This window comes from Gordonia sp. LUNF6 (assembly GCF_047041125.1).
GTDB classification, from domain to species: Bacteria; Actinomycetota; Actinomycetes; order Mycobacteriales; family Mycobacteriaceae; genus Gordonia; species Gordonia sihwensis.
This window is the reverse complement of record NZ_CP178181.1, coordinates 2,467,546-2,483,290: the sequence shown is the minus strand read 5'-3', so window position 1 is coordinate 2,483,290 and position 15,745 is coordinate 2,467,546. Positions and strand designations below refer to the sequence as shown.

12 protein-coding genes are annotated in these 15,745 nt (G+C 69.2%); 6 read left to right on the top strand and 6 right to left on the bottom strand.

Annotated features, from left to right (window positions below; genetic code table 11):
• Nucleotides 1–2: 2 nt before the first annotated feature.
• The 3 genes from ACK8HH_RS11595 to panB form a co-directional block, all read right to left on the bottom strand.
• Nucleotides 3–1,484, bottom strand: a complete 1,482-nt coding sequence (locus ACK8HH_RS11595; protein WP_222111670.1) for a CYTH and CHAD domain-containing protein — start codon at nt 1,482–1,484, stop codon at nt 3–5.
• Nucleotide 1,485: 1 nt separating this feature from the next.
• On the bottom strand, nt 1,486–2,445 hold the full coding sequence (gene pip / locus ACK8HH_RS11590) for a prolyl aminopeptidase (RefSeq protein WP_006895241.1): 960 nt from the start codon (nt 2,443–2,445) through the stop codon (nt 1,486–1,488).
• An 85-nt stretch (nt 2,446–2,530) separates the two neighbouring features.
• Nucleotides 2,531–3,379, bottom strand: a complete 849-nt coding sequence (gene panB / locus ACK8HH_RS11585; RefSeq protein ID WP_006895242.1) for a 3-methyl-2-oxobutanoate hydroxymethyltransferase — start codon at nt 3,377–3,379, stop codon at nt 2,531–2,533.
• 210 nt (nt 3,380–3,589) lie between these two features.
• Here panB and glnA point away from each other — a divergent pair, with 210 nt between their 5' ends.
• From glnA to ACK8HH_RS11560, 5 genes are all read left to right on the top strand, one after another.
• Nucleotides 3,590–4,927: a type I glutamate--ammonia ligase gene (gene glnA, locus ACK8HH_RS11580; RefSeq protein WP_006895243.1), complete on the top strand. Its 1,338-nt coding sequence runs from the start codon at nt 3,590–3,592 to the stop codon at nt 4,925–4,927.
• An 11-nt stretch (nt 4,928–4,938) separates the two neighbouring features.
• Nucleotides 4,939–7,944 carry a bifunctional [glutamine synthetase] adenylyltransferase/[glutamine synthetase]-adenylyl-L-tyrosine phosphorylase gene (locus ACK8HH_RS11575; protein ID WP_412475188.1) on the top strand — a complete coding sequence of 1,002 codons (3,006 nt, stop codon included), beginning with the start codon at nt 4,939–4,941 and terminating at the stop codon, nt 7,942–7,944.
• 49 nt (nt 7,945–7,993) lie between these two features.
• The gene (locus ACK8HH_RS11570) at nt 7,994–9,100 is read left to right on the top strand and encodes an esterase/lipase family protein (RefSeq protein ID WP_231875680.1); all 1,107 of its coding nucleotides are present in this window, start codon (nt 7,994–7,996) and stop codon (nt 9,098–9,100) included.
• Nucleotides 9,101–9,224: 124 nt separating this feature from the next.
• Nucleotides 9,225–10,181, top strand: a complete 957-nt coding sequence (locus ACK8HH_RS11565) for a cyclase family protein (protein WP_006895246.1) — start codon at nt 9,225–9,227, stop codon at nt 10,179–10,181.
• A complete protein-coding gene (locus tag ACK8HH_RS11560; RefSeq protein ID WP_006895247.1) occupies nt 10,178–11,851 on the top strand; it encodes an AMP-binding protein in 1,674 nt (557 codons plus the stop codon). The genes ACK8HH_RS11565 and ACK8HH_RS11560 overlap by 4 nt, the downstream gene beginning before the upstream one ends.
• Before the next feature lie 43 nt (nt 11,852–11,894).
• Here the strand turns inward: ACK8HH_RS11560 and ACK8HH_RS11555 are convergent, their stop codons facing one another.
• Nucleotides 11,895–12,713, bottom strand: coding sequence for a TetR family transcriptional regulator (locus ACK8HH_RS11555; protein ID WP_062366646.1), 819 nt, complete (start codon nt 12,711–12,713; stop codon nt 11,895–11,897).
• Between the two features lie 126 nt (nt 12,714–12,839).
• Between ACK8HH_RS11555 and ACK8HH_RS11550 the strand changes: the two genes are divergently transcribed.
• Nucleotides 12,840–14,402, top strand: coding sequence for an AMP-binding protein (locus ACK8HH_RS11550; protein ID WP_062366648.1), 1,563 nt, complete (start codon nt 12,840–12,842; stop codon nt 14,400–14,402).
• A gap of 16 nt (nt 14,403–14,418) precedes the next feature.
• Here the strand turns inward: ACK8HH_RS11550 and ACK8HH_RS11545 are convergent, their stop codons facing one another.
• Both ACK8HH_RS11545 and ACK8HH_RS11540 read right to left on the bottom strand, forming a co-directional pair.
• A complete protein-coding gene (locus tag ACK8HH_RS11545) occupies nt 14,419–14,985 on the bottom strand; it encodes an FKBP-type peptidyl-prolyl cis-trans isomerase (RefSeq protein WP_006895250.1) in 567 nt (188 codons plus the stop codon).
• An 11-nt stretch (nt 14,986–14,996) separates the two neighbouring features.
• A complete protein-coding gene (locus ACK8HH_RS11540; protein ID WP_039866935.1) occupies nt 14,997–15,611 on the bottom strand; it encodes an FKBP-type peptidyl-prolyl cis-trans isomerase in 615 nt (204 codons plus the stop codon).
• Between the last annotated feature and the right edge of the window lie 134 nt (nt 15,612–15,745).

Sequence of the window (15,745 nt, the reverse complement as noted above, 5' to 3'; positions counted from 1 at the left end):
GATCACCTCGTGCGGCGGTACTTCTTCACCGCGCGACGTCCCCGGGCTTCCTCGTGCGCGTCGAGCCGGCCCAGGACGAACAGGGCTTCGCGGCTCAGATCCGGATTCGCCGCGACCCCGGCCAGGTGCCGCCGATTGACCACCGTGTCGTGAAAGACGCCGAGGTGGTTCTGCACGCGCTTGGCCTCCTTGCCGGCCCGGTGGAAGGCGCGCTTGCCGAGCGGATCGGCCGACTCGGCGGTGTACCGGACCGCCTTGGCGCGCTTGCGGATCGTGTGCAACTGCTCCACCCACTCCGCGGACCAGGGGCTGTACTTCTTGAGCCGCTTCTCGGCCGAGACCATCCGTGAGTAGGCGCGGCCGATGGCGTCGGCGGCCACGTCGCGGGCGTCCCGGGCGGCCGCGGGGCCCGGGATGGGCGCCTCGATCAACGCGTCGAGATCGTCGAGCAGTCGGAGATAGCGGGGCGTCGTGAGTGCGAAACGCATCGACTTGAGTGCGCGCTCGTGGTGGAGCCGCTCGTCGTCGATCAGTGCCCGGACCAGATCGTCGGGCGCCTGCTCGCGGTGCAGCAACTGGGCGTTGGCGGCGAGACGGACCTCGCGATCGCGTGCGTCGCCGAGAACTTCGCCGAGCAGGCGCAATTCCTCGGCCACCGGTGCCGCGGCCTCGGGTGCGATGACGCCCGGGTACGACGCGAGAATCGACCGGATCTTTCGTGCCGCCACTCGCATCTGATGGACCGCGTCTTCGCCGTTCTCCCGCGCGATAGGGTCCCAGGCGACGAGGGCGTCGCGGTGTGCCGCGAGGTCGTACTGCACCAGGCCGAGCGCAGTCGCTTTCTTCGGGAGTGCCCGGACGAGGTCGTCGTGCGGCCGGCTGCCGATGGCCCGCGCCAGTTTGGAGACGCTCGACGCCTCACGCGCGCCCGCTGAGCGGAGGACGCCCTTGGCCCGCTTGAGCAGTTTCGCATCGCCGCCGGTGAGCTCGAACTCCCACTCGGCCCAGCGGTGTACGGAGCCGCCGGGCAGCAGGGACTCGGCCGAGACCAGATCCTCGCAGAACTCGGCGAGCGAGCGGCCGTCGGCGTCGAGGACGCGTGTGACGGTCCGGTCGGTGGTGATCGTCGCGACCGGCACCAGCGGCGCCGACCGGACGATGGTCAGCACCTGCTCGCGCAGGTGCGCTGGCACCTGGGCGTCGCCGGCCTCGTCGAAGCCGACCGCGGTCTCCTTGCGTCCGCCGGGCACGGACGACGGTCGCTTCAGATGCCAGCCCGCATCGGTGCCGCCGGTCCGGCGACGCAGGGTGATCCGGTTCCTGGCGAGCGCGGTGTCGGCGGTGTCGAAGTAGGTCGCCTCGAGCAGGTAGGTGGTGGGCTCGCCGACGGTGCCGCCGTCGACGAGACCGGTGAGGTCGGGGGCGGGGAGTCCGGCGTCGACGTCGAACTTCAGCTCGATCTCGATCGAATCGGAGGGGCTCATGTCATACGCTCCTGCTGCGGGAGAAACTGTCGGTTGCCTCGACGAGATGGTGGACGATGCCCGGCTCGAACGATGCGTGACCGGCGTCGTCGACGATCTCCAACTGCGCGGCGGGCCAGGCGCGGTGCAGATCCCAGGCGCTGCGCATCGGGCAGACCACATCGTAACGGCCCTGGACGATGACCGCCGGGATGTGCGCGATGCGGTCGATGTTCGCCAGCAGTTGTCCATCCGCGAGGAATCCGCGGTTCATGAAGTAGTGGTTCTCGATGGTGGCGAAGGCCAGGTCGAATCGATCAGTCTGATCCGAGTTATCTTGTGGCAGAAGATAACTCGTCTTGTTCTCCCACGTGCTCCATGCAGTCGCGGCCCGCTGTGCCCGTTCGCGGTCGGCGCCGGTGAGAATCCGGTGGTACGCCTCCACCAGATCGCCGCCGCGCTGATCCTCCGGGATCGGATCGAGGTAGGTCTCCCAGAGATCGGGGAAGATGTTCGCCGCGCCGCCGTTGTAGTACCAGTCGATCTCGCTGCGGCGCAGCAGGAAGATCCCGCGCAGCACCAGTTCGGTGACGCGCTCGGGATGGGCCTGGGCGTAGGCCAGGCCGAGGGTCGATCCCCACGAGCCTCCGAAGACCTGCCAGGCGTCGATACCCAGATGGACGCGCAGCGCCTCCATGTCGGCGATCAGATGGTCGGTGGTGTTGACCGAGAGGTCGCCGCCGTCGGCGATGTGCGGCCGCGACTGTCCGCAGCCGCGCTGATCGAACAGGACGATCCGGTAGCGGGCCGGATCGAAGAACCGGCGCTGTCTGGGCGCCGTTCCTCCGCCCGGCCCGCCGTGGACGAAGACGACGGGCTTGCCTTCGGGGTCACCCGAAGTCTCCCAATAGATCTCTTGTCCGTCACCGACGTTCAGATGTCCGGATTCGTAGGCCTCGATCGGTGGGTACAGGGTGCGCATACCCTCAGCCTAAGTCACGCGCCGACGGCGCTCATGCCCGTGCGAGACCGGTGATCGGCGCTGGCTGATGTGACCGCGGCTCGGATCAGTACGAGTGCTCCGGGCCGGGGAAGGCGGCGGTGGCGACCTCGGCGGCGTAGGTGCGGGCGGCCTCGCGGAGCTGGTCGCCGACCGCGGCGTAGCGCTTCACGAACTTGGCGGTCTTGCCGTGCGTGTATCCGGCCATGTCCTGCCAGACCAGCACCTGGGCGTCGGTCTCATTGCCCGCGCCGATACCGACGGTCGGGATGGTCAGCTTGCGGGTGATCTGCCCGGCGACGTCGGCCGGGACCATCTCCATGACGACCGAGAACGCGCCCGCCTCCTGCACCGCGATGGCGTCGGCGACCAACTGATCGGCGGCGTCGCCGCGCCCCTGAACGCGGAATCCGCCGAGTCCGTTGACGCTCTGCGGGGTGAACCCGACATGGCCCATGACCGGGATGCCCGCAGCCGTGAGCGCCGCGATCTGCGGTGCGACGCGCTCGCCTCCCTCGAGCTTGACCGCGTGCGCGCCGCCCTCCTTGAAGAAGCGCACGGCGGTCTCGAGCGCCTGCTGGGGACCGGCCTCGTAGGTGCCGAACGGCAGGTCTGCGACGACGAGGGCGTGCGGTGCTCCGCGGACGACCGCGCGGACCAGCGGAATCAACTCGTCGATCGAGATCGGGATGGTGGTGTCGTAGCCGTAGACGACGTTGGCGGCCGAGTCGCCGACGAGCAGGACCGGGATCTCGGCCTCGTCGAAGATGCGGGCGGTGGAGTAGTCGTACACGGTCAGCATGGGCCACTTGTGACCCTCGGCCTTCCACTGCGCGAGATGGTGGACGCGGGTCGCGCGGCGAGGTGCCTGCGTGCCGGTGTCCGGAGTGGAGCCGTAGACGGGTGCATCCGACATGATCTGCCTCATTTCTGCCTCGAGTCCCGCTCGTGCGGGTACCCGGGTTGGTGTGGACGCCCTCGATTGTTCCACCGGGCCGAGGAGGGGAGAACCCGCGGTTCGGTGGGATTGGTCACACGGCGGGCCCGTCGTGACAAGCCCTGGCGCGCGGGCGCGGTTACGCGCGTGTGTAACACGCGCGTAACCGCGGCCCTCTAAGGTTCGGGTATGGACCGCCAACAGGAATTCGTGCTGCGCACCCTCGAAGAGCGGGACATCCGCTTCGTCCGACTGTGGTTCACCGACATCCTCGGCTATCTGAAATCGGTGGCGATCGCGCCGGCCGAACTGGAAGGCGCGTTCGCCGAGGGCATCGGTTTCGACGGGTCGGCGATCGAAGGCTTCTCTCGCGTGTCCGAAGCCGACATGGTGGCCAAGCCCGACCCGTCGACCTTCCAGATCCTGCCGTGGCGCGACGAGGGCGACCTGTACTCGGCGCGCATCTTCTGCGACATCACGATGCCCGACGGTTCGCCGTCCTGGGCCGACCCTCGCAACGTGCTGCGCAGGCAGCTCAACCGTGCGGCCGATCAGGGGTTCACCTGCTACGTCCATCCGGAGATCGAGTTCTTCCTGTTGAAGGACAAGCCGATCGACGGCACGCCGCCGATTCCGGCCGACCGCGGCGGCTACTTCGATCAGGCGTTCCATGCCCTGGCACCGAACTTCCGCCGCCACGCGATCGACGCGCTGGAGGCGATGGGCATCTCGGTGGAGTTCTCGCATCACGAGGGCGCGCCGGGGCAGCAGGAGATCGACCTGCGTTACGCCGATGCACTGTCAATGGCCGACAACGTCATGACCTTCCGCTACCTGGTGAAGCAGGTGGCCTTCAGCGACGGGGTCCGCGCCACTTTCATGCCCAAGCCCTTCAGCGAGTACCCGGGCTCGGCGATGCACACGCATATGAGTCTGTTCGAGGGCGACACCAACGCCTTCCACAATCCCGACGACCCGATGCAGCTGTCGACGGTCGGCAAGCAGTTCATCGCGGGGATTCTGAAGCATTCCGGTGAGATCAGCGCCGTCACCAACCAGTGGGTGAACAGCTACAAGCGCCTCATCTACGGCGACGAGGCCCCCACCGCCGCCACATGGGGCGGCGCCAACCGCTCGGCGATGATCCGGCTGCCGCTCTACACACCGAACAAGGCGTCGTCGCGCCGCGTGGAGATCCGGACACCCGACTCCGCGTGCAATCCCTACCTGACGTTCGCGGTGCTCCTGGCCGCGGGCATGAAGGGGATCGAGAACGAGTACGAGCTGCCGGACGAGGCCGAGGACAACGTCTGGGCGCTCACCGAGGCCGAACGTCGCGCGATGGGCTACCGCGAGCTCCCGGGCTCACTCGCCGATGCGCTCGTCGAGATGGAGAAGTCGGAACTGGTGGCCGAGACGCTGGGTGAGCATGTCTTCGACTACTTCCTGCGCAACAAGCGCGCGGAGTGGAACGCGTACCGCGGCCGGGTGACGCCGTACGAGCTCGAGAACTACCTGCCGCTGTAAGGGAGGCACGTGTGACTGTTTCCCGTGGCCGTTCCACCGTCCCCAGCCCCGGCCGCCTCGGTCTGCTGCAGCCCGAGGCGCGCGCGCGTCTGGCCTCACTCGGCTGGACCGAACCGGAGCACATCGACCTGTTGTGGTCGCTCTCGCGGGCGGCCGACGCCGATCTAGCCCTCGCCGCGCTGATCCGGCTCCGCGACGCCGACCCCGACGCCTGGCCGGAGATCAGCCGGCTGATGGCCCGGAACAAGCATTTCCGGGGGCGTCTGCTCTCCGTGCTCGGCGGGTCGGACGCGCTGGGCGACCACGTGGTCGCCGAGCCCGGCACGTGGCGGCTGCTTCTCGACGAGCTGCCGGACGAGATCGCGGTCCGCGAGTCGCTGCTGAGCGCGGTGGCCGCGACCCCCGAGCCGGGCGCGGACGAACGCGGAGATCTCCTGTACCGCGCCGGGGTCACCGGTCCGGACGCGGTGGCCGCGCTGCGCTGCGCCTACCGGGACCAGTTACTCGTCCTGGCGGCACACGATCTGGCGGCGACGGTCGAAGACGAGCCCGTCCTGTATCTGCCCGAGGTGGGGGCACGCCTCTCCGATCTCGCCGACGCCGCACTGACCGCGGCCCTGGCGGTGGCGATCGCGACGGTGCTCGACGAGGATCCCCTCGAGATCGATCTCGCGGTGATCGCGATGGGCAAATGCGGGGCGCGCGAACTGAACTACGTCAGCGATGTCGACGTGGTCTTCGTCGCCGAGCCGGCGGACTCGGTGTCGGCGCGCATCGCGGGGGAGATGATGCGCATCGGCTCGTCGGCGTTCTTCGACGTCGATGCGGGACTGCGGCCGGAGGGAAAGCGCGGCGCCCTCACGCGGACGCTGGAATCGCATGTGGCGTACTACCGTCGGTGGGCCAAGACCTGGGAGTTCCAGGCGTTGCTGAAGGCCCGCCCGATGACGGGATCGATGAAGCTCGGCGCCGCCTACATCGATGCCACTTCGCCGATGGTCTGGGACGCGTCCGAACGAGACGACTTCGTACCGGAGGTGCAGGCGATGCGCCGCCGGGTCGAGGCACTGGTGCCACCGGAGGAGAAGGCTCGCAATCTCAAGCTCGGGCGCGGCGGACTGCGCGATGTGGAGTTCGCGGTGCAGCTGCTCCAGATGGTTCACGGCCGCGTGGATCCGGAATTGCACGTCCAGTCGACCGTCGACGCTCTCGCCGCGCTCACCGACGGCGGGTACATCGGGCGTGACGACGGCGCGAACTTCTCGGCGTCGTACCAGTTCCTGCGGATGCTGGAGCATCGCCTGCAACTGCAGCGCCTGCAGCGCACTCATCTGCTGCCCGATCCCGACGACACCGCGGCCATGCGGTGGTTGGCGCGGGCGGCGCACGTGCGGCCCGAGGGCGACAAGGACGCGACCCAGGTCCTCGGCCGCGAGCTGCGCAAACAGCGGACCCGGGTCCGGCAGCTGCATGAGAAGCTCTTCTACCGTCCGCTGCTGGAGTCGGTCGCCCGACTCGACAAGGGGGCGCTGCGGCTGTCGGACGAGTCGGCCAAGCGTCAGCTCGCCGTGCTGGGCTGGGCGTTCCCCGATCGCGCGCTCGCGCATATCCGGGTGCTCGGATCGGAGCCGGGGCGCAGCGGCCAGATCCAGATGCTGATCCTGCCGAGTCTGCTCGAGCACATCAGCGACACCCCCGATCCCGACGCCGGCCTGCTGAACTACCGCAGGCTGTGCGACGAGGTGGTGGGCGTCGACTGGTTCCTGCGCCTGCTGCGCGACGACGCGGTGGTCGCCGAACGGCTGATGCACGTTCTCGGCACCAGCGAGTACATCGCCGACCTGCTGATGCGCTCGCCCGACGTGATCCAGCTGTATTCGACGGGGGCGACCGGACCCAAGCTCACCGAGGTCGATTCGGCCGACGTGGTGAAAGGTCTGGTCGCCTCCACCATGCGGGCCACCGACCTCGACCGGGCGATCGCCGTGGCGCGGTCGCATCGACGCGCCGAACTCGCGCGGATCGCCTCGGCCGATCTGCTCGGGCTGATGTCGGTGCAGGAGGTGTGCCGGGCGCTGTCGACCGTCTGGGCGGCGGTGCTCGGCGCGGCGCTCGACAAGGTGATCGCGTCGACGCTGGACCGCGGGGCGCGGGCGCCGGCCCGGATCGCCGTCATCGGGATGGGCAGGCTCGGCGGTGGCGAACTCGGCTACGGGTCGGACGCCGACGTGCTGTTCGTGTGCGAGCCGGCCGACGGCGTCGACGAATCGGAGGCGCTGCGCTGGGCGCAGACGGTGGCCGACCAGGTCCGCAGTCTGCTGGGGACGCCGAGCGCCGATCCGCCGCTCGAGGTGGACGTCGGTCTGCGGCCCGAGGGGAAGAACGGGCCAATCGTCCGGACCCTCGGATCGTACGAGGCCTACTACCGCCAATGGGCCCAGCCGTGGGAGGTGCAGGCGCTGTTGCGCGCCCACTCGGTGGCCGGCGATTCCGACCTGGGGCTGCGCTTCCTCCACATGATCGACGTGACGCGGTACCCCGAGGGCGGGGTGTCCGCGGAGGCTGTTCGGGAGATCCGGCGCATCAAGGCCCGCGTCGACTCCGAACGACTGCCGCGCGGCGCCGATCCGGCCACTCACACCAAACTCGGCCGCGGCGGGCTCGCCGACGTCGAGTGGACGGTGCAGTTGATGCAGTTGCGCTACGCGCACAAGTACCCGCAACTGCACAACACGTCCACGCTCGAGACACTCGAGGCGATCCGGGAGCTGGAGCTGCTCACCGAGGACCAGGTGGACATGCTGGCGGACGCCTGGCTGACCGCGACCAAGGCGCGCAACGCGCTCGTGCTGGTGCGCGGCAAGCCGGTCGATCAACTGCCGGGGCCGGGGCGCGCTCTGCGATCGGTCGCGTACGCTGCGGGATGGCCGCAGGACGAGGCGCAGGAGTTCCTGGAGCACTACATGCGGGTGACGCGGCGAGCGAAGGCCGTCGTGGTGGAGGTATTCGAGAGCTGATCGACCCGGCCCACGGAGTCGCGGCCGGACGAGAGGCGTGCTGCGAGACGTGAGCATTCTGCACCGAGCGTGGGGCCGACCGGTCGCCGATGCGATCACCGCGGGTATCCGCGCCGGCCAGAAGGCGGCCGCGCCGGCGTTGCGTGCGGCGCAGACGCTCGCGCAGGCTCTGCCTCTCGACCTGCTCGTGGAGGTCGGCAGCGAACGGCAGCGCGCGTCCAACCGGGTGGTCTACGACTTCTTCTCCGGAATCGGTCCCGAACTGGCGCATCCCGGCGGATCGCTGCCGGGCGCGAATCGGTGGGACGTTCCGTGTGATCCGGAGCATCCGGTTCCGGTGATCCTCGTGCACGGCACGGCGGGCGGTGCGCAGACCAACTGGGGCACGTACGTTCCGCTCCTGGTGGGTGCGGGATTCTCGGTGTTCACGCTCACCTACGGAGCCACGGAGGGCGCCAGGTGGCCCATCTCCGCGCTCGGCGGCATGCGCCGGATCGAGGACAGCGCCGCCGAGTTCGGCCGATTCGCCGAGAAGGTGATGGCATCGACGGGAACCGACCGCATCGACGTGGTGGGGCATTCGCAGGGCACGCTCGTCCCGGCGTACTGGGCCAAGTTCCTGGGCGGGGAGGACCGGATCCGACGATACGTCTCCCTCGCCCCCTTGTGGCAGGGGACCTCGACTTTCGCCCGCGCACGCCCCGTGGCCGCGCAACTCGAGCGCCGGCTGGGGATCGATCCGAGCGCGGTGATCCCATGTCATGCCTTGCCGCAGATGATGCAGGGGTCGACGTTCCTGCGCCGCCTGAACTCCGGCGGCAGTCCGTACGTGCGCGGGACCGCGTACACCAACATCTCCACGGTTCACGACGAACTGGTGCGCCCGTACACCTCGGGGCAGGTGGAGGGCGGACCCGGTCACGACGTCACCAACATCGTCCTGCAGGACGGGTGCGGCAAGGACTTCTCCGACCACCTGGGCATCTGCGGCTCGCCGCGCGCCGCGGCGATGGTCGTCAACGCTCTCGAGGGCCGCGACGTGCGCGTGGTGCCCTGCCGGCTGGTGGCGCCGTTCTTCGGCTCGCCGCTGCTGCGCCGAACCGGTGGGGCCCCGGAGTTCATCACACCGTTCGCTCCGTCGCGACGGGATCGCTGACGTCGGCTTTCACGCGATTCCGCGGCGAAGCCTTGACATCTGGAAGAAGAGGGGTGAGTGTAGTCACACCTGAACAAACCGAACGCTCGGTAGTGAGTGTTCAATTCTGGAAGGTGTGACTCCCATGACCGATGCTCCCGACCTTACCGATCTGCTGGCCGACGCACCGTCCAACTGGGGCAAGTGGGGCCCCGACGACGAGGTCGGATCGTTGAACTACCTGACCCCGGACCAGGTTCTCGCGGGGGCGTCGGAGATCCGGAAGGGCGAACTGTTCACGCTGCAGCGGCTCATCGGAGACCCCGCCGGCGATCCGGTGTGGCCGGGCCGCAGTCCGGCCACCCGCGAGATGATCTTGGACGAGTCGCACTGGGACGAGGGCGGCGACGGGCCGGCGTTCCCGGGCGGATTGCACTACGCCGACGACAAGCTGAACGCATTCCTGCAGGGGTCCACGCAATACGACGCGCTCGGCCACGTCTGGTACGACGGCAAGATCTGGAACGGCTTCGACGCCCGCACCACCATCGGTGGCCTCGACAAGGCGAGCGTGGAGCCGATCGCCCAGCGCGGTGTCGCGGGGCGGGCGAATCTGCTAGACATGGCCCGATTCCGCGGGAAGGACTATCTCGACCCGGGGGAGACGTTCACGCACGAGGATCTGATCGCCTGCGCCGAAGCGCAGGGCACGCCGATCGCCGAGCGCGACATCCTCATGATCCGGACCAACCACCTGCAGTTGTTCTTCGAGAAGGGAGACGCCTTCTACGAGGACTTCTGCGAGTCGGGACTGGTGTACTCGCCGGAGCTCGTCGAGTGGTTCCAGGAGATGGAGATCCCGAACCTGGTCACCGACACCATCGCCAACGAGGTGACCTTCGACCCCGACAGCGGAGTCGCGCTGGTGCTGCACAACGCGCTGATGCGCAATCTCGGTATCGCGTTCACCGAGATCTGCGACTTGGAGCGACTCGCCGAGGACTCCGCGGCGGACGGTCGTTACACGTCGTTCTACGTCGCGGCCCCGCTCAAGATCCACCGCGCCACCGGTGCCCCGGTGAACCCGGTGGCGATCAAGTGAGCGCGTACACCGACCGTCCCTGGCTCGCGCGGTATCGGGCCGGTACGCCGACGGACATCACCGCGGAGAACGCGTCCGCACTCCAGATCTTCATGAGCGCCGCCGCCCACGCTCCTGACGCTCCGGCGATCAAGTACTTCGACGGAGTGCTGACCTACGGCGAACTCGACGCGGCCGCGGACGCGCTCGCCGGTGCACTGCGCGCCGACGGCTTCACGGCCGGGGATCGCTTGGCGGTCTACGTGCAGAACAACCCGGCGTTCGTGATCGGACTCCTCGCGGCGTGGAAGGCCGGCGGATCCGCCGTGGCCGTCAACCCGATGAATCGACAGCGAGAACTCGCCTACCTCCTCGAGGATTCGGGGGCGACGGCGCTGCTGACGCTGAACACTCTGTACGACGAGGTGGCCGCGGAGGTCATCGCGGGCGGCACGACCGCCGTCCGCACGGTGATCTCGGTGTCGGCGCTCGACGGTCAGTCGCGCGACGACGACCGGGTGCTCGGCGACCAGAGCGCCGACGTGCCGGTCGGCACCCGTGCCCTGTCGGCGATCATCGCCGAGCACGACGGCACTCCCGTGACGCCGACGGCGCCGTCTGCGGACGATCTGGCGGTCTTGACCTACACGTCCGGTACCACTGGAAAACCCAAGGGTGCGTTGAATACTCACGGCAACCTGGCGTTCAATGCGCAGACCTACCGGGACTGGATCGGGCTCACCGGTGAGGACGTGGTGCTCGGCGTCGCGCCGCTGTTCCACATCACCGGTCTCGTGGGCCACGTGATGCTCGCTCCGCTGCTCCGGATTCCGCTGGTCCTCACGCACCGGTTCGCGCCCGCGGTGATGGTGGACGCCGTGCGCGAACACCGTCCGACGTTCACCGTCGGTGCGATCACCGCCTACATCGCCCTCGCCGACTCCGGCGGCGCGCGGCCGGGTGACTTCGACTCGCTGCGGGCCCTGTACTCGGGCGGCGCGCCGATCGCGCCCGCGGTGGCCGATCGTCTCGAATCGGTGTTCGGTGCGTACATCCACAACATCTACGGCCTCACGGAGACCAACTCACCGTCGCATGCGGTGCCCTTCGGAGTGCGGGCGCCGGTGGACGGCGAGTCCGGGGCCCTGTCGGTCGGGGTGCCGGTGTTCAACACCGTGGTCCGGGTCGTCGACGACGACGGTGAAGACCTGCCGGTGGGTGCGATCGGCGAGTTCGCGACCTCGGGGCCCCAGGTGGTGCCGGGATACTGGAACCGTCCGGACGCCACCGCCGAGTCGATTCCCGGCGGTGAACTGCGCACCGGCGACGTCGGCTTCATGGACTCCGACGGCTGGTTCTACCTGGTCGATCGCAAGAAGGACATGATCAACGCATCCGGTTACAAGGTGTGGCCCCGTGAAGTGGAAGACGTCTTGTACGGTCATCCGGCCGTCGCCGAGGCAGCGGTGGTCGGCGTGCCCGACGAGTACCGGGGGGAGACGGTGAAGGCCTTCGTCTCCCTGCAACCGGGCAAGGCCGCCACCGGCGAGGAGATCGTCGAGTTCTGCAAGTCGCAGATGGCGGCCTACAAGTACCCGAGATCGGTGGAGATCCTCGACGAACTGCCGAAGACCGCGACCGGCAAGGTGTTGCGCCGCACGCTGCGCGACCAGGCGGCCGCGCGCGCCTGAACGGCGTCGCCCCGCGCCTGTCGGCGGTCGGGTCCCGACCGGCTCAGCCCGGCCGGGACCCGACGCCGTCTAGTCCCGCGAGACGGAGACCGAAACGGCGGTAGCGGACCGCGATGTCGGCGGGATCGTCGATGCGCTCCAGCCGGCAGACGCCGGTGCAGAGGTCGAGGACGGCGCGCGCGGTCGCCGTGGAGTCCTCGTCGTCGCCGTCGGGCAACTGCGCGCGGACCACCTCGAGCAGCCGCCCCGACACCGCCTCTATTCGCGGCCGGTCCGCGGGGTCGAGGTTGGCACGGTCGGTCACGACGATCCGCATCACGTCGCGCCGAACCGCGGCGAACAGCGCGACCGCCTCGCAGACGTTGCCGAGTGCGAGCACCCGGTCGTCGACGTCCGCGGCGGCCTCGACGTGTGCCGCGAGCTCGGTGTACGCGAGGTCGAAGACGGCGGTGAGCAACGACTGCTTGCTCGGATAGTGGTGATACACGCCGGCTGCGCTGAGTCCGGCCGCGGCCGCGACGGTCCTCATGGTCGCGCCGTGATATCCGGTCTCCACGAAGCAACCGATGGCCGCGGCGAGGGCGGGGTCGATCTCGCGGTCGGGATAGTCGCGCCAGTCGAACTCCTTGGCCGCGTCGGCCGGCTGTGGTGACTGGAGCTCGGTGAGCGCGGTGATCGTCGTGTCGAGTTCGGCGGCGATGGCCGCGAGCCGTTCCGGTGAGGCCGCGGTCTTGCCGGTCTCGATCCCGCTCATCGTCCCGACGCTGACTCCCACGCGACGGGCGAGCTCTCGCATCGAGATCCCGGCGAGCTCGCGAGCCGGCCGGATCATCAGCTGCGCGCGGGCGCATGGATCGGGCATGGGGTCAACGGTAATAGGCCGCAACGGTTCCGGGGCGCGACCGGGCCGCGAAAGCGACCTTGTCCCGGTTGCCGCCGCTTACAATCGCGGGTGCGGGCAACCAGCGACGAATGAGGGCGCGAACTGATGATCGACGACGGATCCGACCTGCCGAGGCCGACATCCGGGCTCACGATGTTCCACGAGGCGGTCGCCGCCGGCTCCGGCCGTCCGCTGATCCGCTACTTCGACGGCGTGCTCACGATGCGCGACGTCGACAGGCATTCGGATGCGCTCGCGCACCACTTGATCGGACAGGGATTCTCCTCGGGCGACCGGCTGGCGATCCTCACGCAGAACAGCCCCGCATTCGTCATCGCCCTCGTCGCCGCGTGGAAGGCCGGCGGGATCGCGGTACCGCTCAACCCGATGAACACCCGGCGGGAGACGGCGTTCGCGTTGGTCGACACCGGTGCGCGGGCGCTCGTGTGTCTCGACGAGTTGTACGCCGCGGGTGCGCAAGCGGTGATCGCCGACGGCGACACCGATGTGCGGACGGTGGTGCTGACCTCGATCGGCGACTGGGCGGCGAAGACCGACCCGGCGCCGGGATCGCTGCCCGCGCTGCCGTGGTCCGGCCCGGTACGCGGCGCCGATCCGGGCCGCGACGACCCCGCTCTGCTGCTGTACACGTCGGGCACCACCGGAGTGCCGAAGGCCGCCGTGGTGACCCACGGCAACCTCACCGCGGGCGCAGAGCTGTTCCGCCGGTGGACGACGATCGGCTCCGATGACGAGATCCTCGGGATCACTCCGCTGTTCCACGTCACCGGAATCGTCGGCCACGTGGCGCTCGCGCTGCGTGTGGGGGCGCCGCTGATCCTCGCGCACCGGTTCGATCCGCCGGTGCTGGTGCGCGCGCTGCGCGAGCATCGGCCGGCATTCGTGATCGGCGTCATCAGTGCGATCGTCGCGCTCGCCGAGGAAGCCGACGGTCCCGACGACTTCCGGTCCGTGAAATGGCTCGCGACCGGCGGTGCGCCGGTGTCGGCGGACACCGCCGCACGGGTGGCCGAACGCACGGGCACCGAGCTCAGCATCGTCTACGGGCTCACCGAGACCACCTCGCCCGCGATAGCGACGCCCGTGGGGCGGCTCGGGCCGATCGACCGCGAGTCCGGCGCACTGTCGATCGGGATGCCGGTCGCGGCCACGCGCTGCCGAATCCTCGATGACTCCGGCGAGCCGGTCGCCCCAGGTGTCATCGGCGAGGTGGAGATCGCCGGACCGCAGGTGAGCCCCGGGTACTGGCAGGACGGTTCGATCGTCGGCGGCCCGGGCGACGGCGCGCTGCGGACCGGCGACATCGGCTTCCGCGATACGGACGGGTGGGTGTTCCTGATCGACCGGCGTAAGGACATGATCACCACCGCCGGCTACAAGGTCTGGCCGCGCGAGGTGGAGGAGGTGCTCTACCGCCATCCGGCGATCGCCGAGGCCGCCGTCGTCGGAGTGCCCGACGACACACGAGGCGAAGTGGTCAGCGCCTTCATCGCCTTCGAATCCGGGGCCACCGCCACCGTCACCGACATCGAGGAGTTCGCGGCGGCTCAGCTCGCGGCGTACAAACGTCCCCGCAGCATCACCGTGCTCCCTGCCCTGCCGAAGACGGCCACCGGCAAGGTGCTGCGCAGACGCCTGCGCGGATGAGCCGACCGAGGCCGGTTCAGCCCTGTGCCTCCAGGATCTTGAGCCCGAAGACGATGGTGTCGCCCTTGTTGATGGAAGCGCCCGGATTGCCGTCGGGATAGCCGTCGGCGGAGGGGATCACCACGCCGACGGTGGAGCCGACCTTCTGGCCGACGAGGGCCTGACGGAAGCCGGGAACCACGCCGGAGGCCGGGAACTGGGCCGGCTCGCCTCGCTGGTAAGCGCTGTCGAAGACCTGACCCGTGGTGCCGTTGACCCCCTCGTAGCAGACGGAGACGGTGGTCGCGTCGGTCACCTCGGAGCCATTTCCCGCGATGAGCGTCTTCACCTGAGTCTTGTCGACCTTGAACGGTGTGGTCAGGGTGATCGCCGGCGCAGCGTTCTTCGCGTCGTCGGTGACGGTGAAAGCGGCCTTGCCCTGCACGCCGTCGACGGTCCACGAGGGCGCTCCGGAGACGTTCTGCGGCGTCGGCGCGCAGCTCGTGGTGTCGGCGGCCGAGCTGTCGCCGTCGTCGGACGAGCACGCGGTCAGGGCGAGCGCGGAGGCGGCGAGGGGAAGGAGGACCAGTGCCTTGAGCTTCATGGTCGATCAGCCTATCCGTCGGTCGCCGAGGCCGGTTCCGCAGCCATGATCTTGAGGACGAACACGATGCTGTCTCCGGGCTTGATGGTTCCGTCGGGACTGCCGTCGGGGTATCCGTCGGCGGAGGTCATCACCACTGCCACCGAGGCGCCGACGCGCTGTCCGACGAGCGCTTTGCGGAAACCCGGAACCACGCCGTCGGCGTGCAGGCGGGTGGGCGTGCCCTTCTGGTAGGAGCTGTCGAAGGTCTGGCCGTCGCGGCCGTCGACGCCCTCGTAGCAGACGTTGACGATGGAGGCGTCCGTGATCTCGTCGCCGGTTCCCGGTGCCAGTGTCTTGACCTGGGTCTCATCGACGCTGAACGGCGGGGTGATCTTGATGAGCGGCCCGGCGGTATCGGTGGAGGCGGCGATCTCCGCGCTGCCCGTCGCACCCATCACCTGCCACTGCGGTCTGGTGTCGGCCGGCGGATCGGCCTCCGGGCACATCCCGCCGTCCATTGTCGGACTGGGCGTGGTCACGTCGAGGCTGGTCTGCGCGCTGCCCGCGGTGTCGTCGGAGGAGCATCCGGCCACGGCCAGCAGGGCCGCCGCCGCGGGGACCAGGAGGAGAGACTTGCGCTTCATGGGCGACGACACTAGCAGCCCGGACTGATAGGTTCCTGGGCCCGGACGTGGCACGAAAACGTCGGTGGCACACCTCACGCAGAGCGGCGGCTCGGAGTCCCCCGACAGGACTCCGAGCCGCCGCCCGCACGTGT